At 73.6% G+C, this 18,765-nt stretch carries 18 protein-coding genes; 6 read left to right on the top strand and 12 right to left on the bottom strand.

Annotated features, from left to right (window positions below):
- Positions 1 to 211: 211 nt before the first annotated feature.
- The 4 genes from ACGFNI_RS28630 to ACGFNI_RS28615 are packed head-to-tail and all read right to left on the bottom strand — an operon-like array spanning position 212 to position 4,246.
- The gene (locus tag ACGFNI_RS28630; protein WP_393687560.1) at positions 212 to 1,249 is read right to left on the bottom strand and encodes an ABC transporter substrate-binding protein; all 1,038 of its coding nucleotides are present in this window, start codon (positions 1,247 to 1,249) and stop codon (positions 212 to 214) included.
- 53 nt (positions 1,250 to 1,302) lie between these two features.
- Positions 1,303 to 2,145, bottom strand: coding sequence for an ABC transporter ATP-binding protein (locus ACGFNI_RS28625; RefSeq protein ID WP_393687559.1), 843 nt, complete (start codon positions 2,143 to 2,145; stop codon positions 1,303 to 1,305).
- Positions 2,142 to 3,245 carry a FecCD family ABC transporter permease gene (locus ACGFNI_RS28620; protein WP_393687558.1) on the bottom strand — a complete coding sequence of 368 codons (1,104 nt, stop codon included), beginning with the start codon at positions 3,243 to 3,245 and terminating at the stop codon, positions 2,142 to 2,144. Before ACGFNI_RS28620 ends, ACGFNI_RS28625 begins: the two co-directional genes overlap by 4 nt.
- A complete protein-coding gene (locus tag ACGFNI_RS28615) occupies positions 3,242 to 4,246 on the bottom strand; it encodes a FecCD family ABC transporter permease (protein ID WP_393687557.1) in 1,005 nt (334 codons plus the stop codon). Before ACGFNI_RS28615 ends, ACGFNI_RS28620 begins: the two co-directional genes overlap by 4 nt.
- A 266-nt stretch (positions 4,247 to 4,512) precedes the next feature.
- On the opposite strand from ACGFNI_RS28615, the gene ACGFNI_RS28610 reads away from it, so the two are divergent.
- Positions 4,513 to 5,154 (top strand): HAD family hydrolase, encoded by a 642-nt coding sequence (locus ACGFNI_RS28610; protein ID WP_393687556.1) that lies wholly within the window; start codon positions 4,513 to 4,515, stop codon positions 5,152 to 5,154.
- On the opposite strand, the gene ACGFNI_RS28605 is transcribed toward ACGFNI_RS28610, so the two are convergent.
- Complete coding sequence (locus ACGFNI_RS28605; RefSeq protein WP_227050830.1) at positions 5,115 to 5,369, bottom strand: hypothetical protein; 255 nt, start codon at positions 5,367 to 5,369, stop codon at positions 5,115 to 5,117. The genes ACGFNI_RS28610 and ACGFNI_RS28605 overlap by 40 nt on opposite strands.
- A gap of 230 nt (positions 5,370 to 5,599) precedes the next feature.
- Between ACGFNI_RS28605 and ACGFNI_RS28600 the strand changes: the two genes are divergently transcribed.
- Positions 5,600 to 5,983 (top strand): cold-shock protein, encoded by a 384-nt coding sequence (locus tag ACGFNI_RS28600; protein ID WP_393687555.1) that lies wholly within the window; start codon positions 5,600 to 5,602, stop codon positions 5,981 to 5,983.
- Positions 5,984 to 6,011: 28 nt separating this feature from the next.
- On the opposite strand, the gene ACGFNI_RS28595 is transcribed toward ACGFNI_RS28600, so the two are convergent.
- The 4 genes from ACGFNI_RS28595 to ACGFNI_RS28580 all read right to left on the bottom strand — a co-directional run bounded on the left by ACGFNI_RS28595 (position 6,012) and on the right by ACGFNI_RS28580 (position 9,683).
- Positions 6,012 to 6,863 carry a 1,4-dihydroxy-6-naphthoate synthase gene (locus ACGFNI_RS28595; protein WP_393687554.1) on the bottom strand — a complete coding sequence of 284 codons (852 nt, stop codon included), beginning with the start codon at positions 6,861 to 6,863 and terminating at the stop codon, positions 6,012 to 6,014.
- A gap of 50 nt (positions 6,864 to 6,913) precedes the next feature.
- Entirely contained in the window at positions 6,914 to 7,618 is a 705-nt protein-coding gene (locus ACGFNI_RS28590) for a futalosine hydrolase (RefSeq protein WP_393687553.1), read from the bottom strand.
- Between the two features lie 49 nt (positions 7,619 to 7,667).
- Positions 7,668 to 8,171, bottom strand: coding sequence for a hypothetical protein (locus ACGFNI_RS28585; RefSeq protein WP_393687552.1), 504 nt, complete (start codon positions 8,169 to 8,171; stop codon positions 7,668 to 7,670).
- A 123-nt stretch (positions 8,172 to 8,294) separates the two neighbouring features.
- Positions 8,295 to 9,683: an MFS transporter gene (locus ACGFNI_RS28580; protein ID WP_393687570.1), complete on the bottom strand. Its 1,389-nt coding sequence runs from the start codon at positions 9,681 to 9,683 to the stop codon at positions 8,295 to 8,297.
- A gap of 429 nt (positions 9,684 to 10,112) precedes the next feature.
- Here ACGFNI_RS28580 and ACGFNI_RS28575 point away from each other — a divergent pair, with 429 nt between their 5' ends.
- Complete coding sequence (locus ACGFNI_RS28575) at positions 10,113 to 11,027, top strand: DUF3027 domain-containing protein (protein ID WP_393687551.1); 915 nt, start codon at positions 10,113 to 10,115, stop codon at positions 11,025 to 11,027.
- Positions 11,028 to 11,316: 289 nt separating this feature from the next.
- Entirely contained in the window at positions 11,317 to 14,616 is a 3,300-nt protein-coding gene (locus ACGFNI_RS28570; protein WP_393687569.1) for a sacsin N-terminal ATP-binding-like domain-containing protein, read from the top strand.
- Positions 14,617 to 14,637: 21 nt separating this feature from the next.
- Here ACGFNI_RS28570 and ACGFNI_RS28565 read toward each other — a convergent pair whose 3' ends face one another.
- Positions 14,638 to 14,826 (bottom strand): hypothetical protein, encoded by a 189-nt coding sequence (locus tag ACGFNI_RS28565; RefSeq protein ID WP_393687550.1) that lies wholly within the window; start codon positions 14,824 to 14,826, stop codon positions 14,638 to 14,640.
- A 103-nt stretch (positions 14,827 to 14,929) separates the two neighbouring features.
- Positions 14,930 to 15,730, bottom strand: coding sequence for an SDR family NAD(P)-dependent oxidoreductase (locus tag ACGFNI_RS28560; RefSeq protein WP_393687549.1), 801 nt, complete (start codon positions 15,728 to 15,730; stop codon positions 14,930 to 14,932).
- Positions 15,731 to 15,817: 87 nt separating this feature from the next.
- On the opposite strand from ACGFNI_RS28560, the gene ACGFNI_RS28555 reads away from it, so the two are divergent.
- A complete protein-coding gene (locus ACGFNI_RS28555; RefSeq protein WP_393687548.1) occupies positions 15,818 to 16,675 on the top strand; it encodes a helix-turn-helix transcriptional regulator in 858 nt (285 codons plus the stop codon).
- Between the two features lie 13 nt (positions 16,676 to 16,688).
- On the opposite strand, the gene ACGFNI_RS28550 is transcribed toward ACGFNI_RS28555, so the two are convergent.
- Entirely contained in the window at positions 16,689 to 17,906 is a 1,218-nt protein-coding gene (locus tag ACGFNI_RS28550) for a LacI family DNA-binding transcriptional regulator (protein WP_393687547.1), read from the bottom strand.
- 29 nt (positions 17,907 to 17,935) lie between these two features.
- On the opposite strand from ACGFNI_RS28550, the gene ACGFNI_RS28545 reads away from it, so the two are divergent.
- Positions 17,936 to 18,703: a glutamine amidotransferase gene (locus tag ACGFNI_RS28545; RefSeq protein WP_393687546.1), complete on the top strand. Its 768-nt coding sequence runs from the start codon at positions 17,936 to 17,938 to the stop codon at positions 18,701 to 18,703.
- Positions 18,704 to 18,765 lie beyond the last annotated feature (62 nt).

Genomic DNA, 18,765 nt, shown 5'->3' with positions numbered 1-18,765 from the left:
GAGGCGTCGCTCGCCGATCCGGACGGGGGGGGGGGGGGGGGCGGGGGGGCCGGGGCGCGCCCCGCCCCCCCCCCCCCCCCCCCCCCCCCCCCCCCCCCCCCCCCCCCCCCCCCCCCCCCCCCCCCCCCCCCCCCCCCCCCCCCCCACCCCCCCACAAACGCCAAGCGACCCACCGGACGACGGACCCACCGCCCCCCTCAGCCCCGCCCCCTCACTTCTTCCCCAGCCGCTGCTGCACCTCGGACAGAATCTCGTCCGCCGCCGTGTACCCAATCCCCTGGATCCACAGCTGATCATCGACGCGGAACGACCTGCCGTCCTTCACCGCCCGCATGTTCTTCCACAGCGCACCGCCCGTGACCTGCGCCTCCTTCGACTTCTCCGGCGTGCCGTAGCTCGCGTAGAAGACGGCATCGGCATCGGCCTTGTTCATCTGCTCGGCACTCAGCTCCGTCATCAGCCCGTCCTTGGACCCGTTGACGACGTCCGTGGGCCCCGTGCCGATGTCGGCGAGGATGGTGCCGATGTAGCTCTGGCAGCCGTAAACACGGGTGTCGGCCCCCTCGACGAACCGGACGACGTTCGTCCGCAGCGCCTTGGCCTTCGCCGCCCCGCCCAGCGCCGCCGTGACCTTCTTCGCATGCGCCTCGTACGCCGCAACGGCCTTCTTGGCCTGCGGAATCCGGCCGAGCGCCGCCGCGTGCGTGGCGAAGTTCTGCTTCCAGGGGTAGCCGGTGGTTTCCGTCATCACCGTCGGCGCGATCTTCGTCAGCTGCTGGTAGCTGCGGCCGTCGCGGACCTTGCTGGTCAGGATCAGGTCCGGCTTGAGGGCCGCGACCGCCTCCAGGTTCGGGGCGCCGATCTTGCCGACGTCCTTGATGCCCGCGACCTTGTCCTTGGGCAGGTAGTCGAGGAAGCCCGACGCCACATCGGACCGGGTCGCGCCGACGGGCTTCACGCCGAGCGTGATCGCGGAGTCCAGCTCGGCGGTGTCCAGAACCACCACCCGCTTCGGCGCGGTCGGCACCTTCACGTCGCCCATCGCCGTCGCCACCGTGTGCGTGCCGCCGCCTGACGCCGGCTCCGCCCAGCGCGTCGTGGGCTGCTTCGGACAGTCGGCGGCCTTGAACGAGTCACCGGAAGCGGAGTCGGTATCTCCGGATCCGCAGGAGGTCAGAACGAGCGAGGCGGCCAGCACCGTGACGGCGACGGCCGCGGTACGGCGCGGGGGGACGGCGAAGCGGGACATGAACTGCCCTTTCTGCTCGGGAAACGCGGAAGAAGGGAAGACGGACCGGGGCCTCAGCCCGAGCGGGCCCACGGACGCCCCGGCACCACGAGCGGCGAGCCCGTGACCGGATCGGGCACCACGACCGCTTCGAGGCCGAACACCTCCTGCACAAGACCGGCGGTGACGACCTCGCCAGGCCGCCCCTGCGCGACGATCCGGCCCGCCTTCATCGCCACCAGATGGTCGGCGTACCGCGCGGCCTGGTTGAGGTCGTGCAGCACCGCGACGACGGTCCGCCCCCGGTCGTGGTTGAGCTGGCGCACCAGGTCCAGCACCTCGACCTGGTGCGCGATGTCGAGGTAGGTCGTCGGCTCGTCCAGGAGCAGCAGATCGGTCTCCTGGGCCAGCGCCATCGCGATCCACACCCGCTGCCGCTGCCCGCCGGACAGTTCGTCCACCGCCCGCTCGGCGAGCTGCGCCACGTCCGTGCGCTCCATCGCCTCGGTCACCGCACGCTCGTCGTCGTCCGACCACTGCTGCCACCAGCGCTGATGCGGCTGCCGCCCGCGGGCCACCAGATCGCCGACGGTGATGGCCTCCGGCGCGACCGGGGTCTGCGGCAGCAGCCCCACCGACCTGGCGATCGTCTTCGTCGGGATGCGCGCCAGATCCGTGCCGTCCAGCAGCACCGCACCGCGCCGCGGTCGCAGCAGCCGCCCCAGGGCGCGCAGCAGCGTCGACTTGCCGCAGGCGTTGGGCCCCACGACGACGGTGACGGCGCCCTGCGGCACATCCAGGTCCAGGCCGTCGACGACCGTACGGTCCTCGTAGGCCAGCGTCAGATCCCGCGCCGTGAGCCGGCTCGGGGAGCCCTCCCCGGCAGCCGTGACGACGCTCTCGCCGGTCTCGGTCACGCTTGTCCTCCTGCGGCACGGCTACGGGTGCGATGGCCCCTGATGATGAGCCAGATCAGATACGGGGCGCCGACGGCCGCGGTCAGCACGCCCACCGGCAGTTCGGTCGGCGCGAACACCTTGCGGGCCAGCAGATCGCCGAACACGACGATGCCGGCGCCGAGCAGCGCCGAACTCAGCAGCGGGATCTGCGCGGTGCGCGTCAGACGGCGCGCGATCTGCGGCGCCAGCAGCGCCACGAAGTCGACCGGGCCCGCCGCGCCGGTCGCCATCGACGCCAGCACCACACCGATGGCGACCAGGCCGAGCCGGGTCCGCCCCAGCCGGACGCCGAGCGCCGTCGCGGTGTCGTCGTCCATCGACACGGTCCGCTGGGCACGCGCCGCCCACAGCACGCACGGCAGCGCCACCAGCAGCGCCCAGCCCAGCGGCGCGGCCTCAGCCCAGCCGCGGCCGTTGAGCGAGCCGGTCATCCACACCTGGGCCTGCTGGGCGACCAGGTAGTCGCCCTTCGTCAGGAAGAGCTGGGTGACCGAGCGGAGCGCGACGGCGAAGCCGATGCCGATGAGGACGAAGCGGGTGGCGTGCAGCCCGCCGCGCCAGGCGAAGAGGTAGACGAGCGCGGCGGCGAGCAGCCCGCCGGCCACCGACAGGTACGGCAGCACCGCGTACGAGGTGACGCCGAAGGTCATCGAGCCGACCGTCAGCGCGCTCGCGCCCTGCGTGACGCCGATGATGTCCGGGCTGGCCAGCGGATTGCGGGCGACCGTCTGGATCAGCGCACCCGCCACCCCGAACGCGGCGCCGACCAGCAGCCCGACGACCATCCGCGGCAGCCGCAGCGTCCCGACCACCAGCTCCTGCGACGACGGCTGCCCCAGCACCACCTTGAGCGCTTCGGACGGCGCGACGAAGCTCTCGCCGACGCACAGATACGCCAGGCACACGACGGCCAGCAGTACGGCCAGCAGCGTCGCGACGACGGCGGCCCTGAGGTGCACGAGGAAGGACGCCCGGCCGACCGTCAGCCTGCTGTGCCCGGCCGGACGCACCGGTCCGCGCCGCGCGGCGGTGTCGGGGGAGGTGACGGGGGCGCTCACGCGGCCACCGCCTTCCGGCGGACCAGGGTCACCAGGAACGGCACCCCGATCAGCGCGGTCATCACGCCGGCCGGCACCTCCGACGGCGGGAACAGGACCCGTCCGACGGTGTCCGAGACCAGCACGATCACCGGACCGAGCAGCGCCGCCATCGGCAGCACCCAGCGGTGGTCGCTGCCCACGATCGCGCGGGCGATGTGCGGCACGGCGAGGCCGACGAACGCGATCGGCCCGGCCGCCGCGACCCCGGCGCCGGTGAGCACGGTCGCGCCGAGACCGCCGACGATCCGTACCGTCGCGACGTTCTGGCCGAGTCCCTTGGCGACGTCCTCGCCGAGCGCCAGGGCGTCGAGACCGCGGGCGACGGACAGCACCAGCACCGCGCCGACCAGCAGGAACGGCCAGATCTGACCGGCCACTTCGCTGTCCCTACCGGTGAGCGAGCCGACCTGCCAGAAGCGGAACTCGTCCAGCGCGGCGGCCTGGGTCGTCAGTACCGCCATCGTCACCGACACCAGCAGCGCGTTGATCGCGGCACCGGACAGCGCCAGCTTGACCGGGGTGGCGCCGCCGCGACCGCTGGAGGCGATGGCGTACACGACGACGGACGCGATGGCGGCACCGGCGAACGCGAACCAGACATAGCCGGTCAACGTGTGCACACCGGCGAGGGAGATGGCCAGCACCACACCGACCGACGAGCCCTGGCTGATGCCGAGGATTCCCGGGTCGGCGATCGGATTGCGGGTGATGCCCTGCATGACCGTGCCCGCCATCGCCAGCGCCGCGCCGACCATCAGGCCGATCAGCGTGCGCGGCAGCCGCAGGAACCGCACCACTTCGGCGGCGTCACCGTCGCCGCCGTGCAGCAGCGCGCCGATCACCTCCGACGGGGCGAACATCCGGCTGCCGACGGCGAGCGAGAACAGCACGGCAAGCAGCAGCGCGAGCACCGCCACCGCCGTCAGACCGAGTCTGCGGCCACGCACCCCGGCCGTCATGAGGCGCGGTCGCCGGGTATGCGGGGACGCACTGCGGCGCCTCCGGGACTGCTTGCCTGGTCGGCTGACATCGGGTCCATTTCGAGATATCCGTGGCTGAGAGCGTGCCCGTGAATCCGGCCAGGGACACACGGGCACACCCTTAGGTAAGGCAAGGCTAAGGGTACGGCCCGGCCATGGGGCAGCGCGGGTGCTCCGGCAGCGAGGCCGAGGCCCCTGTGCCCCGGCCGCCGGGACGCCGCGCACGCGCGGGCACAATGGCAGGCATGGCTGCGCACCCCCTGACGGTCGGATTCGACCTCGACATGACGCTGATCGACTCCCGCCCCGGCATCAAGGCGGCCTACCTGGAGCTGTCCGCCCGCACCGGCACGCCCATCGACGCCGACCTCGCCGTGACCCGGCTGGGGCCGCCGCTTGAGGACGAGATCCGCTGCTGGTTCCCCGAGGAGCGGGTGGCCGAAATCAGCGAGGTCTACCGGGAGCTGTACCCCGCGTACGCCATCGGGCCGACGCTCGCGATGCCCGGCGCCCGGGAGGCGGTGGCGGCCGTCCACGCGGCCGGCGGGCGGGCGGTCGTGGTGACCGCGAAGTACGAGTCGAATGCCGCCCTGCACCTCGAACACCTCGGCATCGAGGCGGACGCCCTCGTCGGCTCACTCTGGGCGGAGGCCAAGGCCGAGGCGCTCAAGGAGTACGGCGCGCAGGTCTACGTCGGCGACCACACCGGAGACGTCCGCGGCGCGCGGGCCGCGGACGCGCTGTCCGTCGCCGTGGCCGCCGGCCCGTGCGACGCCGGTGAGCTGCGCGCGGCGGGCGCCGATGTCGTACTCGACGACCTGACCGCGTTCCCGGCCTGGCTGCGGCGCTACGTCGCGGACGAGGCGGCGGAAGCGGCGTCCGCCTGACGGCGCTGGGCGGCGGCGGACCTGATCACCCCCGCGGCGGCGACGAGGAAGCCGACGCCCATCAGCATGCACACCCAGTAGAAGACGGAAGGCAGCGGTTCGGCGCCGATGAACAGCGGCGTCACTGTGGCCAGAGTGGCCAGTGCGCCAATCAAGAACGTGATCGCGCCGATTCGGACCAGCAGATCCCCGGCCTGGGGAGTTTCGTCAGACACCTGACCAGGGTAAGTCCGGGCCAGGAGCACCAAGGAACCACCTGGCGACGTCTTGTCACCGGGCACCGGACCACTAGCCTTGGTGACGGCGGGTCCAGGTGACCCGCTGCACTGCTATCCAGACCCGTTTTTTCCGCACATTCCGCAGTACAGCGGCTATCGCACCCGGCAGTTCCGCATTTCCCGCAGTTCGCCAGTTTTTTCCCACGAGTACGAGGACGAGGACAGACGTGCCTACCGGCAAGGTCAAGTGGTTCAACAGCGAGAAGGGCTTCGGCTTTCTCTCCCGTGATGACGGCGATGACGTCTTCGTGCACTCGTCGGTGCTGCCCGACGGCGTGGACGTACTCAAGCCCGGACAGCGCGTCGAATTCGGCGTCGTCGCAGGCCAGCGCGGCGACCAGGCACTTTCCGTAGCCATCCTCGACCCCGCGCCGTCGGTGGCGGCGGCCCAGCGCCGCAAGCCCGACGAACTCGCGTCGATCGTCCAGGACCTCACCACGCTCCTGGAGAACGTGACCCAGCAGCTGGAGCGTGGCCGCTACCCCGACAAGGCGCACGGCTCGAAGATCGCCGGCATGCTCCGCGCGGTCGCCGACCAGCTGGACGTCTGAGGACGCCCGGCCGGCCGGCCGCCCGGCATCAGACGAATGTCAGCGCATCAGGGCCGAGGGGCGGTACCAGCCCCTCGGCCGCCGCGCGGGTGAGCAGCCCGCGCACCGCGGCGTAGCCGTGCTCGCCGAGATCGGCAGTGAACTCGTTCACATACAGGCCGATGTGCTGGTCGGCGACGGCCGGATCCATCTCCTGGGCGTGCCTGAGCACGTACGGGCGGGAGGCGTCGGGGTCGTCCCACGCCATCCGCACCGACGCCCTGGTGGCGTCGGCGAGTGCGCGCAGGGTGTCCGCGCCCAGCGACCGCTTGGCGATGATCGCGCCGAGCGGGATCGGCAGGCCGGTGGTGTCCTCCCAGTGCTCGCCCATGTCGGCCAGGCAGGAAAGTCCGTAGTCCTGGTACGTGAAGCGGGCCTCGTGGATGACCAGACCCGCGTCGACCTTGCCGTCGCGCACCGCGGGCATGATCTCGTGGAACGGCAGCACGACGATCTCGCCGACCCCGCCCGGTACCTCGGCCGCGGCCCAGAGCCGGAACAGCAGATACGCGGTGGAGCGCTCACTGGGCACCGCCACCGTCTTGCCCGCGAGACCCGCCGCGGGGCCGGCCTCCCGCGTCAGCACCAGCGGGCCGCAGCCCCGTCCCAGCGCCCCGCCGCAGGGCAGCAGCGTGTACTCGTCGAGCACCCACGGCAGCACCGCGTACGACACCTTCAGCACATCGAACTCGCCGCGCTCGGCCATGCCGTTGGTGAGGTCGATGTCCGCGAAGGTGACCGACAGCTCCGGGGCGCCGGGGACGCGGCCGTGCGCCCAGGCGTCGAAGACGAAGGTGTCATTGGGGCACGGCGAAAACGCGATGTTCAGCGGCCGGTTCACGGGGTCCTCCTCCAGATGGGCCCGGTCCGCGTCCGGGCCGGGCCGGGGTGTCACGGGGCGCTCAGGGCGCCGGGCAGCGCGCCGAACGCCCCGGTCAGCGCGGTGAGCGCGGGGCCGATCCGCCAGGCGTCGCGGTCGCGCGGGCCGACGGCGTTGGACACCGCACGGACTTCCAGGACCGGCACACCATGGGCGGCGGCGGCCTCGGCGACGCCGAAGCCCTCCATGGCCTCGGCCAGCGCGCCCGGATGACGGGCCGCCAGCTCGGCGGCGCGCTCCGCGCTGCCGGTCACCGTCGAAACGGTCAGCACCGGGCCCGCCGCCGCGCCGGACGCGGCGGCGAAGGCCCGCACCAGCGCCGCATCGGGGCGGTGCGCCACGGTCCCGAAGCCGAGCGCGGTGACCGGCGCGAAGCCGTCGGGTGTCTCGGCGCCCAGATCGGCGACGACGATCTCGTCCGCGACGACCAGCGAACCCAACGGCGCCGCGGGCGCGAAACCGCCGCCGATACCGGCCGATACGGCCAGGTCGTAGGGGGCGCCTGACAGGGCAGCCGCGGTCAGCGCGGTGGCCGTGCCTGCCGCGGCAGCCGCGGGGCCGACCCCGGCGGCCAGCACGTCGAAGGCCGGTGACCGGGCACCGGACGGGCGGTGCAGCGCGTAGCCGCCCGGCAGCTCGTACGCCTCGTGAGGACCGCCCGCCGCGCACACCGCGTCGCGCTCGGCGGCCACCGCCGTGACGACCAGTACCCGCATCAGAAGGCCCGCACGGCGCGCCGCCGTTCCCCGGTTCCGGTCAGCGTGCTCAGTCCTTCTGCTTCAGCGTGAAGTGCCACATCGTCTTGGGGCCCTGACCCTCGCCCAGCTCCGCGACCTGGAGGGTGACCGACTTGGTGTAGGTGGTCTGACCGGTCTGCGGGTTCTGCTGCATGAACAGGGTGTCCGCGTCGAAGGTGCGGTACGTCTGCTTGCTCGGCTCGCGCATGACCGGGCCGCCGCCGATGACGATCCAGCCGGACTTCGCGACATCGGGCTCCACGCCGACGCGGACCTTCTCACCGGGGTGGACGGTGAGGGTCTTGTCGCCCTTCTTGGTGATGCAGGACTCGACCTGCTTCTTGTCGAGCATCTTTCCTTCGCCGTCGCAGCCGGGCGTGGCCTCGGCCGTGATCGTCGACGAACCGACGGTCACGGTCGCCAGATCGGTCGGCTTCTCGCAGGCGGAGAGGGTGATGAGACCCAGGGAAACGGCACCGACGGCGGCAGCGGCACGGCGGCCCTTGCCCCGGGAGATCAACGCAGCGGTCATGCGGGCAGGCTATCTGGCGTCCCGGCGCACACCACGCCCGGGTGCGGCGTGCCGTGCCGCGCCCGACCGGATGCGCGGATCCGGCGCCGTGCCCGCCCCGCCCCGCCGCCCGCCCGCGGGCGCTCACACCACCCGCGGCCCCGCCCTGCCGCCCCGCCGCGCCGCGCTCAGCAGCCCCCGCACGGCCAGCAGCACCCCGGCCGCCACCAGCGCCGCGGCCACCGTCATCCCCAGCATCCCGATGAGCGGCAGCGCGATCCCGATGGCACCGCCGACCACCCACGCCATCTGGAGCGCCGTCTCCGACCTGGCGAACGCGGAGGTACGCACCTGCTCGGGCACGTCGCGCTGGATCATCGCGTCCAGCGACAGCTTCGCCAGCGCCTGGCACAGACCGGCGGCGGCAGCGGCCACCGGGACCACCACCAGCGCCAGCAGGTTGTAGAAGACCGCCGCGACGACCGTCGCCGTCAGCGCGACCCCCAGCACCGCCGCGATGATCCGCTCAGGGCCGCGGGCCCGCAGCCACGCGCCGACCGCGGTGCCCAGCGCGTTGCCGCCTCCCGCGCAGACCGCGACCAGGCCGAGCGAGGCCGCGGGACCGAGCCCGGCCAGCGGGTGCTCGCGCAGTATGAAGGCCAGGAAGAACGTCAGGAAGCCGGAGAGCGAGCGGAGCGCGGCGTTGGCCTGGAGGCCGTGCAGCACCGAAGGGCCCACGGTCCGCAGGCCGGGCCGCCGGGAGCGCGGCGGGCCCGCCGCCTCCTCCTCCCGCGCCGTCAGCCGGGCGCGCGCCTCGCCCTTCCCGGAGTCGACCTTGTGCGGCAGCGTGAACGACAGGAACGCACCGCCGACGAACACCACGAAGGCACCGAAAAGCGGCCAGGGCGGGCCGATCAGATGCAGTCCCGCCCCGACCGGCGCCGCCGCGCCGGTCGCCAGCAGCCCGGCGAGCGTCACCCGCGAATTGGCCTTGACCAGCGAGATGCGCGGCGGCAGCAGCCGCGGCACCACCGCGCTGCGCACCACCCCGTACGCCTTGGACGCCACCAGCACACCCAGCGCCGCCGGATACAGCTCAAGACCGCCGTCCGCGACCGCGCCCGACATCGTCACCGCCAGCAGCGCACGGGCCAGCATCGAGCCGGCCATCGCCGCCCGCCGTCCGTGCGGGATCCGGTCGAGCAGCGGCCCGATGACCGGCGCGAGCAGCGCGAAGGGGGCCAGCGTGACCGCCAGATAGAGGGCCACCCGGCCGCGCGCCTGGTCCGTCGGCACGGAGAAGAACACCGTCGACGCCAGCGCGACCGTGATCATCATGTCGCCCGCCGAGTTCACCGCGTGCAGCTCGATCAGCTTGCCGAGGCCCGACTCGCCCGCGCCGTGCGCGTGGGTGAGGCGGCGTAACCCGCGGGCCGCTCCGGTGAACGGGCGGTGCAGCAGGCGGCCGGCCGCCCGGCCCGCCCGGCGGGCCCGGTTGCCTCGATTCCCGCCCGCGGTCGATGCCCGTGACACCCGTGATGTCTTCGACACCTTCGACGCCCTTGCGGCAGCCACCTGGCCATACTGCCCGAACTCGCCCAGGAGATGGTGGTTTCCCCGTCTTCTCACGCCAGGTGTCACCGCCGTCCCGCACGGTGCGGCACCGGGGACGGCGGTCGCCGATCACAATTGCCGCTCCCGCCGAGGGGTCGTCCGCGATGGAAGGGGTAGCGTGTGTAGCGCGCCACCGGCGGTCGTTCTTGGCCGCGCGCCTTTGCGCGATCCCGCAGAATGGGTCGTAAGAGGTGCGCTCGACCCAAGCGATCGGGCGCGGACGTCGACGCGGTCCCCAGGTCCGCTCCGCCCGCCCCGGCCCTGCCGGTCGTCCGGACAGAGGACAGCTCCGGCTGGCGCACTCGTGAGACGGCGTGGAAGAGAGAATCGATTCTTGTGAGTGCTGCGATGCGAAGCCGTACCCCCGACCGCTTGTGCGCCGAGGCGGTCGACCTTGCCCGCGCGGCGGCGGAGGAGACGGCGCTGCCGGGCATGGTCGGTGAGCACATCGACGCGGTCGCCGACGGGGACCGCGTGGTGACGCACCTCTTCGCCTGCAAGGAGCCCGGCTACCGCGGCTGGCGCTGGGCGGTGACGGTCGCCCGTGCCTCCCGCGCCAAGGTCGTCACGCTCGACGAGTCGGTCCTGCTGCCGGGCCCCGACGCCCTCCTCGCCCCGGAATGGGTGCCGTGGAGCGAGCGGCTGCGCCCCGGCGACATGGGACCTGGCGACCTGCTGCCCACCGAGGCCGAGGACCTGCGCCTGGAGCCCGGCTACACCGGTGAGGACGTCCCGCCGCCGAACTCCGCCGTCGCCAGGGCCGTGCCGGGCGAGGTGGCCGAGGTCGCCGACGCCGAGGACGCCGACGTGGTGCCCGGATCCCCCGCGGTCCAGCCCGCACCGGAGCGCGGCGGCATCGCGGCCGTCGCCGAGGAACTGGGCATGCGCCGCGCCCGGGTGCTCTCCCGCTACGGCCTGCACGTCGCGGCCGACCGCTGGGACGAGGCGTACGGCGCGAAGACCCCGATGGCCCAGGCCGCGCCCGCGACCTGCGTGTCCTGCGGCTTCCTGACCCCGCTCGCCGGATCCCTGCGCCAGGCGTTCGGCGTCTGCGCCAACGAGTTCTCCCCGGCGGACGGCCGGGTCGTCTCCCTGGCGTACGGCTGCGGCGGCCACTCCGAGGCCGCCGTCATGCCGGCCCCGCCGCGCCCCGCGGCCCCCGTGGTGGACGAGACGATCGTCGACGCCCTGTCCCTGCGCCCCGAGCGCGACAGCGGCTCGGTCGAGGACACCGGCCCGGCCGAGGAACTGGGTCACAGCTAGCCCGCACTGCTGGTACTGCCGGCTCCACTTGTTTCACACACCCCCGAGGGGCGCGGCCCCTTGTCCACGGGAGGCGGTGGGGTCGGTGGGGCGGGTTTGAGGACGTAAAGCGAAGCAGTCCACAGACCCGCCCCACCGACCCCACCGCCGGAACCCATCACACGCCTGGGGCCGCGCCCCGCACCCCACCCCGCCGCCAGGCGGCACCGTACGGCGGGCCGGACGGCAACGTGGGGTTACCGTCGGGACATCACCGCCTTTGAGGGAGAGCCAAGTGACCGGTACGGCAATGGTGCGCGGGGAGACCGAGGGGGCCGACCCGTTCGGGACCGCGCGGCTGCGGCGGGGCGTGCTGGATGCCTGGGCCGCCTCGCCCGCCCGGTTCCGTGAGGACGCCAACGCGGAGGAGGACCTCGCGCTCGGCGGCTACCGCGACCGGCTCGCGGTGGAGCTGGCGCAGAACGCGGCGGACGCGGCGGGCCGGGCCGGCGTACCGGGCCGGCTGCGGCTGACCCTGCACCCGGCGGACGGCGACGCGCCCGCGGTGCTGGTGGCCTCCAACACCGGTGCGCCGCTGGACGCCACCGGCGTCGAGTCGCTGTCGACGCTGCGGGCTTCGGCGAAGCGGGAGAGCAGCGTGGCGACCGGTGCGGTGGGCCGGTTCGGCGTCGGATTCGCGGCCGTGCTGTCGGTGAGCGACGAGCCCGCGCTGGTGGGCCGTACCGGCGGTGTCCGCTGGTCGCTGGCCGAGGCGCGCGAGCTGGCGCGGGAGGTCGCGGCGCACAGCCCGGGGCTCGGCGGTGAGCTGCGCCGCCGCGACGGGCACGTACCGCTGCTGCGGCTGCCGCTGCCCGCGGAGGGCGGCGCGCCCGAGGGGTACGACACCGCTGTGGTGCTGCCGCTGCGGGACGGCGCCGCGCAGGATCTCGCCGAGCGGCTGCTGGCCGGTGTCGACGCGGCGCTGCTGCTGACGCTGCCCGGCCTCGCCGAGGTCGTGATCGAAACCCCGGACGGCGTACGGGAGTTGAGGCGCCGTCAGGACGCGGACCTGGTCCTGATCGAGGACAGTGAGCGGGGTGACACCCGCTGGCGGGTGGCGAGCGACGGCGGCCCGCTGGAGCCCGCGCTGCTCGCCGACCGGCCGGTCGAGGAGCGGCTGCGGCCGGTGTGGTCGGTGACCTGGGCGGTGCCGGTGGACGACGAGGGCGCGCCGGTGCGGCCCGGTACGTCGGCCGTGGTGCACGCGCCGACGCCGACCGACGAGCCGATGGGGCTGCCCGCGCTGCTGATCGCTTCCTTCCCGCTGGAGCCGACCCGGCGGCACGTCGCGCCAGGACCGCTGACCGACTTCCTGGTGGAGCGGGCGGCCGACGCGTACGCGACGCTGCTGGGCGACTGGCGGCCGGTGTCGGTCGGCACCCTCGACCTGGTGCCGGGCCCGCTGGGCAAGGGCGGTCTGGACGGTGCGCTGCGTGAGCGGGTGCTGGAGCTGCTGCCGCGGGTGCGTTTCCTGCCGAGCGCGGGGGCGCCCGTCGCCGCGGAGGAGCCGGTTGCGGCGGACGGCGGCTGGGACGAGCCGGTGGACGGCGACGAGCGTCACGGGCTGCGGCCGGTCGACGCCGAGGTGCTGGAGGGCGCGGGCGCCCAGACCGTCGGGGTGCTGGCCGAACTGTTCCCGACGCTGCTGCCCGCCGGGCTCGAACGGCGGCCCGAACTGCGGGCGTTGGGCGTGGCCAGGGTGCCGCTGAGCGAAATGGTGGACCGGCTGGCGGGTGTCGAGCGGACCCCCGGCTGGTGGTGGCGGCTCTACGACGCGCTGGCCGGCACCGACCCGGACCGGCTGAGCGGTCTGCCGGTTCCGCTGGCGGGCCAGGCCGGGCGGCGCCCCGGCGGCGCGGGCGAGACGGTGCGCACCACGATCGGGCCGCGCCAGGTGCTGCTGCCGCTGCCCGGCGAGACCGACGGTCAGGAGGGCGAAGCCGCGGCGCGCTACGCCACGCTGGCCAGGCTCGGCCTGAAGGTCGCGCACCCCGACGCGGTGCACCCGCTGCTGGAGAAGCTGGGCGCGCTGCCCGCTTCGCCGCGCGCCGTGCTGACGACCCCTCAGGTACGGGCCGCGGTGGCGAACTCGCTGGACGCGGACGAGGACGCCTACGACGTCTTCGCGGACGACATGGACGGCGTCGGGGCTCCGCTGGGCGCCGACGCGGTGGCGGACACGGTGCTCGCGCTGGTGCGGGACGCGCATCTGGCGCCGGGCGACGAGCCGTGGCTGGGTGCGCTCGCGCTGCCCGACGAGGACGGCGAACTGGCGCCCGCCGGTGAACTGGTCTACCCGGGAAGCGACTTCGAGCGGGTCATCCGTGCGGGTGAACTCGCCGCATGTGACGCCGAGTTGGCCGAACGCTGGGGTGAGCAGCCGCTGACCGCGGTGGGCGTACTGGCCCAGTTCGCGCTGGTGCGGGCCACGGACGTGGTGCTCGACCCGGACGAACTGGAGCCGCGCGACGGTGACTTCGCCGAGCCGGACGACGCCGGGCTGCTGGACTCCGTCGACGTGTGGTGCGAGGACATCCTCGACACGCTGCCCGACACGCCGGTGCCGCCGGTGGTCACCGAACTGGTCGCGGTGCGCGACCTGGACCTCGTCGACGACGACGCCTGGCCGCAGGCGCTGGCGATGCTGTCCCGTCCGCCGCTGCGCGACGCGCTGACCGCGCCGGTGCGGGTCCTGCTGCCGGACGGCACGACCGAGTCCGTGCGTCCTTACGCCGCCTGGTGGCTGCGCGGGCACCCGGTCCTCGACGGGCGGCGCCCGGCCGGATTGCGGTCGGCCGGCGGCGATCCGCTGCTGGCGGGCCTGTACGAGTCGGCGGACGCCGGTGAGGTCGACGCGCAGGTGCTGCGGGCGCTGGGCGTACGGACCTCGGTCGCCGCGCTGCTGGACGAGCCGGGCGGGGCCGCGGAGCTGCTGGCCCGCCTCGCGGACCCGGAGCTGCCCGTGGGCGCGTCCCAACTGCACGCACTGTACGGCGCGTTGGCCGAACTCGACCCGGAGCAGGTGACGCTCCCCGACGAGCTGCGGGCCGTCGTGCACGCACCGGCGGCGGCCGACGGCGCGGCGCGGAGCGAGGTGCGGGTGGTGGACGCGGCGGATGCCGTCGTCGCCGACGCACCCGACCTGATGCCGCTGGCGGCCGGCCGGGCGCTGCTGCCGGTGCGCCCCGCTCGCGCCGCCGAGCTGGCCGAACTGCTCCAGGTGCGGCGGCTGGGCGAGGTGGCGGATGCCGAGGTGCGCTCGGAAGGCGTCCGCCGCGCGGTGCCTGACGCGGTGCGGGCGCTGCTCGGCGCCGGTACGCCCGACGCGTACACGGAGCACGAGGAACTGCTCGTCGGCGAGGGCGAATCGGCCGGTGAGCTGGACTGGCGTCTGACGGCCGACGGCACGCTGCACGCGGCGACGCTTGAGGGTGTCGCCGCGGGGCTGGCCTGGGCGGCGGGCCAGTGGCCGCGCCGGTTCGAGGTCGCGGCGCTGCTGGAGGAGCCGGACCGGGGTGACGAACTGGCGCAGGCCCGCTGGTTCGACTGAGGCGTGCGGCGGGCGCCGTGGTCAGCGGGAGCTGAACTTCTTGATCAGGCTCCAGATGACCACGCCGCCGCCGACCAGCACGATCAGCCACTCCCACCACTGGAAGGAGCCGCTGCTGCCGCCGTACGAGCCGTGCGACGAGTGGTAGTGGCTGAAGTGATGCGAGCGCGCCAGTACCTCGTGGGTGAGGTCCCCCGGTGTGAATGCCATGGGCACGGACCCTAGGGGGTCACGGCGGGGCGACGCCACGCCGGGGCGGGTTCTGTGACCTGGCCGATACGGCACGGGGCGGCGAACGGCCCTCGGCTCCGGCTCAGGCCCGCATGCCGCCGTCGACCCGCAGGACCGTGCCGGTCACGTAGGAGGCGCGGTCGCTGAGGAGCCAGGCGGCGGCCTGGGCGATCTCGTCGGGGTCGGCCGCGCGGCCCAGCGGGGTCTTCGCGTTGAGCCGCTCGATGACGCCGGGGGAGCGCTCGTCCCACTCGCGCACCATCTCGGTCAGCGTGGTGCCGGGGGCGATGGCGTTGACGCGGATGCCCTCCGGCCCGTAGGTGACGGCGGCGGATTCGGTGAGGCTGTTGAGGGCCCGCTTCAAGGCGCCGTAGACGGGCAGTTCGGGGTTGCCGCCCACGCTGCCGACGCTGGAGTTGTTGACGATGGCGCCGGTTCCCGCGGTGGCCCGGATGGCGGCGACCTCGGCGGCCATGGCACGCCAGGGGCCCTTGAGGTTCACGGTGTAGGCGTGGTCGAAGTCGGCCTCCTGCACCTGGTCGAGCGGGCCGGGCGGCACCCCCGTCGCGGCGTTGTTGAAGGCGACGTCGAGGCGGCCGTACAGCTCCACGGCGCGGTCGACGGCGGCGCGCACACTGTCCGCGTCGGCCAGGTCGCACACCACATGATCCGCGGTGCCGCCCGCCGCCCTGATCTCTTCGGTCACCGCCTTCAACTGGGCCTCGGTGCGGGCCGCGAGCAGTACCCGGGCGCCTTCCCGGGCGAACAGCCGCGCCGCGGCGGCACCGATGCCGCGCCCTGCGCCGGTGACGAAGGCGACCTTCCCGGCCAGCAGGCCAGGGGCGGTGGGGGTGGAAGTGGGGTTCTCGGGTGTGTGGTTCATGGCGTCGAGTCTGCGCCGGTCCGCGCGGCCCATCCAGGCACCGGCAGTACCTGGATGGGCCCGGCGATGCTCGCGCACACTGGGGGCGTGGACAGAAGAGAACTGGCTGACTTCCTGCGCAGCAGGCGCGAGCGGATCACCCCCGCCGACGTGGGCCTGCCCGCCGGGCCGCGCCGTCGCACCCCGGGCCTGCGCCGGGAGGAGGCCGCGCAGTTGGCGTTCATCTCGACGGAGTACTACACGCGGCTCGAACAGGCCCGTGGCCCGCGCCCTTCGCGTGAGGTGCTGGCCGGGCTGGCCCGCGCGCTGCGCCTTTCGGACGCCGAGCGCGACCACCTCCACCACCTCGCGGGGGCGCCGCCGGCCCCGGCCGCCGGGCCCTCGCGTGAGGTGCGGCAGAGCATCCTCGACCTGATCCGCAGGCTGCCGCAGGCGGCTGCGCTGGTGCTGTCCGCGACGTACGAGGTGATCGCCTGGAACGACCTGGCAGCCGCCCTCATGGAGGACTTCTCCGCCCTGCCGCGGCGCGACCGCAACCTCGTGCGCCGCGCCTTCCTGGGGCCGCGTCCGACGGGAAGCCGGCTGTACGGCCTGTCGGACGCGGACACGGAAGCGTTCGCCCGCAGCTCGGCCCAGCACCTGCGCGCCACCGCCGCCCGCTACCCCGACGATCCCGGTGTGGCCGCGCTGGTGAGTGAACTCCTCGCCGGTAGTGAGGAGTTCGCCCGGCTGTGGGCCTCGCACGACGTGTGCGCGGAGCCCACCTTGTGCAAGACGCTCCGGCATCCGATGGTCGGCCGGGTCACCGTCAGCTGCGACGTCCTCGACCTCGCCGACCGGGACCAGCGGGTCGTGATCTACACCGCCGCACCCGGCTCGCCGTCCGATGAGGCGCTGCGGCTGCTGTCGGTCGTCGGCACCCAGCGCATGGACGTACCCGGCTGAGCCGCGCCGGCGTTCACCCCGCGGCCCGCTCCGGGGGTGCGGACGCCGAGCCGCGGACGACCAGTTGGAGCGGCAGGACCTTGCGGACGTTTGCGCCGTTGCCCGCCATCCGCGCGGTGAGTGCGTCCAGGGCGGTGGCGGCGAGTTCGGCGGTGGGCTGTTCCAGGGTGGTCAGTTTGGGGCGCAGCCACTGGCCGACGCGGATGCCGTCGCAGCCGACCACCGACAGGTCGTCGGGGATGCGCAGGCCGTGCAGTTCGGCGGCGGCCAGCATGCCGACGGCGGCGATGTCGCTGCCGACGAACACCGCGGTGGGCGCGGTGCCCGCGCGGTGCAGATACGGGAAGGTGCTCGCGCCGAACTGCTCGGTGTAGGGCCCGTGCAGCACCAGCTGACCGGCCGGGTCGAGGCCGGCGTCGCGGATCGCGTCGAGGTAGCCGCGCTTGCGTTCCTGGGTGGTGGACAGTTCGTGCGGGCCCGCGACGTGGGCGATGGCGCGGTGGCCGAGCTGCACGAGGTAGGACGTGGCCTGGTAGGCGCCGCCGTAGTTGTCGACGGTGATGGTGTCGACCTCGCGTCCTTCGGCGAGTTCCAGCTCCTCGTCGATGATCACGGCGGGCAGGCCCTCGTCGATGGCCCGGTCCACGTCCTCGTTGGTGCGCCGCATCCCGACGTAGATCAGCCCTGCCACCGAACCGGCGGCGGACAGCAGGCGGTTGAGGCGGGCGGCGCGTTCGTCGTGCCGTCCGCTGACGCCGAGCAGCAGCGGGATGTCACGGGCCGCCGCAGCCGCCGTGAAGGCGTCGGCGAGCTGCGCGAAGTACGGGTTGACCAGGTCGGGCAGGACCAGCGAGATCAGTCCTGAGCCGGTCGCTGGTGCCCGGTCGGCGGGCTGCGGGGCGGGTGCGTGGTAGCCGAGTTCGCTGACCGCGGCGTCGATCCGGGCGGCCGTGACGGGCTGGACGTTGAGCTGGCCGCGCAGGTAGCGCGACACCGTCGACACCGATACACCAGCGTGTTGCGCAACGCGGGTCAACGTCATCCCGGTTCCTTCCGACGACGGCCCCCGATCCGGTGAGGCCGCGGGTTCCTGCACGTGGTGGCGGTCGCTGCCGAGCATACCGCCGTGATCGACGACGGGTGGGGGAGAGGCGGAGAACCGGGTGCCCCTGGGGGGTATTGACAGCTTCCGAGGGCCGTGGAAACGTTCCGTGCGCAAGTTGCGCAACATTGCGCAAAGCTTCACCGAGGAGGTACCTCATGGCCCGCGTGCTGATCGCAGGGGAGTCCTGGATCAATGCCGTCACCGACTACAAGGGCTACGACGCCTTCCCGCACACCCGGCTGGAGATCGGCTGTGAGCGCCTGGTCGAGGCGCTGACCGCGGCAGGCCACGACGTCGAGCACATGCCCTCGCACGCGGTCGCCACCGACTTCCCCGAGACCGAGGAGAAGCTGGACGCCTACGACGTCGTGCTGCTCTCCGACGTCGGCGCCAACACCCTGCTGCTGCCGCCGGTGGTCTTCAACGAGGGCCGCCCGTTCCCCAACCGCCTCAAGCTCCTTGCGCAATGGGTGCGCAACGGTGGCGGCCTGATGATGGCGGGCGGCTACCTCAGCTTCCAGGGCTTCCAGGCCAAGGCGAACTACCACGGCACCGCGATCGAGGACGTCCTGCCGGTCTCGATCCTCCCGTACGACGACCGGGTCGAGGCCCCCGAAGGCGTCAACGGCGCCCTCACCGCCGAGCACCACCCGGTCACCGAAGGTCTCGACGCGCAGTGGCCGATCCTCCTCGGCTACCAGCGGCTGACGGCCAAGGACGACGCCACCGTCCTGGCCACCGTCGAGGACCGCCCGCTGCTCGCCGTACGCAGCGAGGGCGCCGGGCGCACGCTCGCCTTCGCATCCGACATCTCGCCGCACTGGGCCCCGCGCGAATTCCTGGCCTGGGACGGCTACCAGAAGCTCTTCGACCAGGCCGTGACCTGGCTCGCAGACACCCCGGGCCGGTCGGGCCGACACTGAGGGGGCGCTGACCCGCCCCTGCGGAACATCCGGTTCCTCCCATCAATGACGATGAAAGGCAC

Source organism: Streptomyces sp. NPDC048644 (assembly GCF_043199105.1).
In the GTDB taxonomy this organism is placed as follows: domain Bacteria; phylum Actinomycetota; class Actinomycetes; order Streptomycetales; family Streptomycetaceae; genus Streptomyces.
The sequence above is the reverse complement of the archived record's forward strand: the minus strand, read 5'-3'. Positions and strand labels throughout refer to the sequence as shown.

What these genes read in the sequence shown, in the direction of transcription:
- ACGFNI_RS28630 (WP_393687560.1), bottom strand. Translation starts at nt 1,249, where the DNA reads ATGTCCCGCTTCGCCGTCCCCCCGCGCCGTACCGCGGCCGTCGCCGTC.
- ACGFNI_RS28615 (WP_393687557.1), bottom strand. Translation starts at nt 4,246, where the DNA reads ATGACGGCCGGGGTGCGTGGCCGCAGACTCGGTCTGACGGCGGTGGCG.
- ACGFNI_RS28610 (WP_393687556.1), top strand. Translation starts at nt 4,513, where the DNA reads ATGGCTGCGCACCCCCTGACGGTCGGATTCGACCTCGACATGACGCTG.
- ACGFNI_RS28590 (WP_393687553.1), bottom strand. Translation starts at nt 7,618, where the DNA reads ATGCGGGTACTGGTCGTCACGGCGGTGGCCGCCGAGCGCGACGCGGTG.
- ACGFNI_RS28585 (WP_393687552.1), bottom strand. Translation starts at nt 8,171, where the DNA reads ATGACCGCTGCGTTGATCTCCCGGGGCAAGGGCCGCCGTGCCGCTGCC.
- ACGFNI_RS28575 (WP_393687551.1), top strand. Translation starts at nt 10,113, where the DNA reads ATGCGAAGCCGTACCCCCGACCGCTTGTGCGCCGAGGCGGTCGACCTT.
- ACGFNI_RS28570 (WP_393687569.1), top strand. Translation starts at nt 11,317, where the DNA reads ATGGTGCGCGGGGAGACCGAGGGGGCCGACCCGTTCGGGACCGCGCGG.
- ACGFNI_RS28565 (WP_393687550.1), bottom strand. Translation starts at nt 14,826, where the DNA reads ATGGCATTCACACCGGGGGACCTCACCCACGAGGTACTGGCGCGCTCG.
- ACGFNI_RS28560 (WP_393687549.1), bottom strand. Translation starts at nt 15,730, where the DNA reads ATGAACCACACACCCGAGAACCCCACTTCCACCCCCACCGCCCCTGGC.
- ACGFNI_RS28550 (WP_393687547.1), bottom strand. Translation starts at nt 17,906, where the DNA reads ATGTTGCGCAACTTGCGCACGGAACGTTTCCACGGCCCTCGGAAGCTG.
- ACGFNI_RS28545 (WP_393687546.1), top strand. Translation starts at nt 17,936, where the DNA reads ATGGCCCGCGTGCTGATCGCAGGGGAGTCCTGGATCAATGCCGTCACC.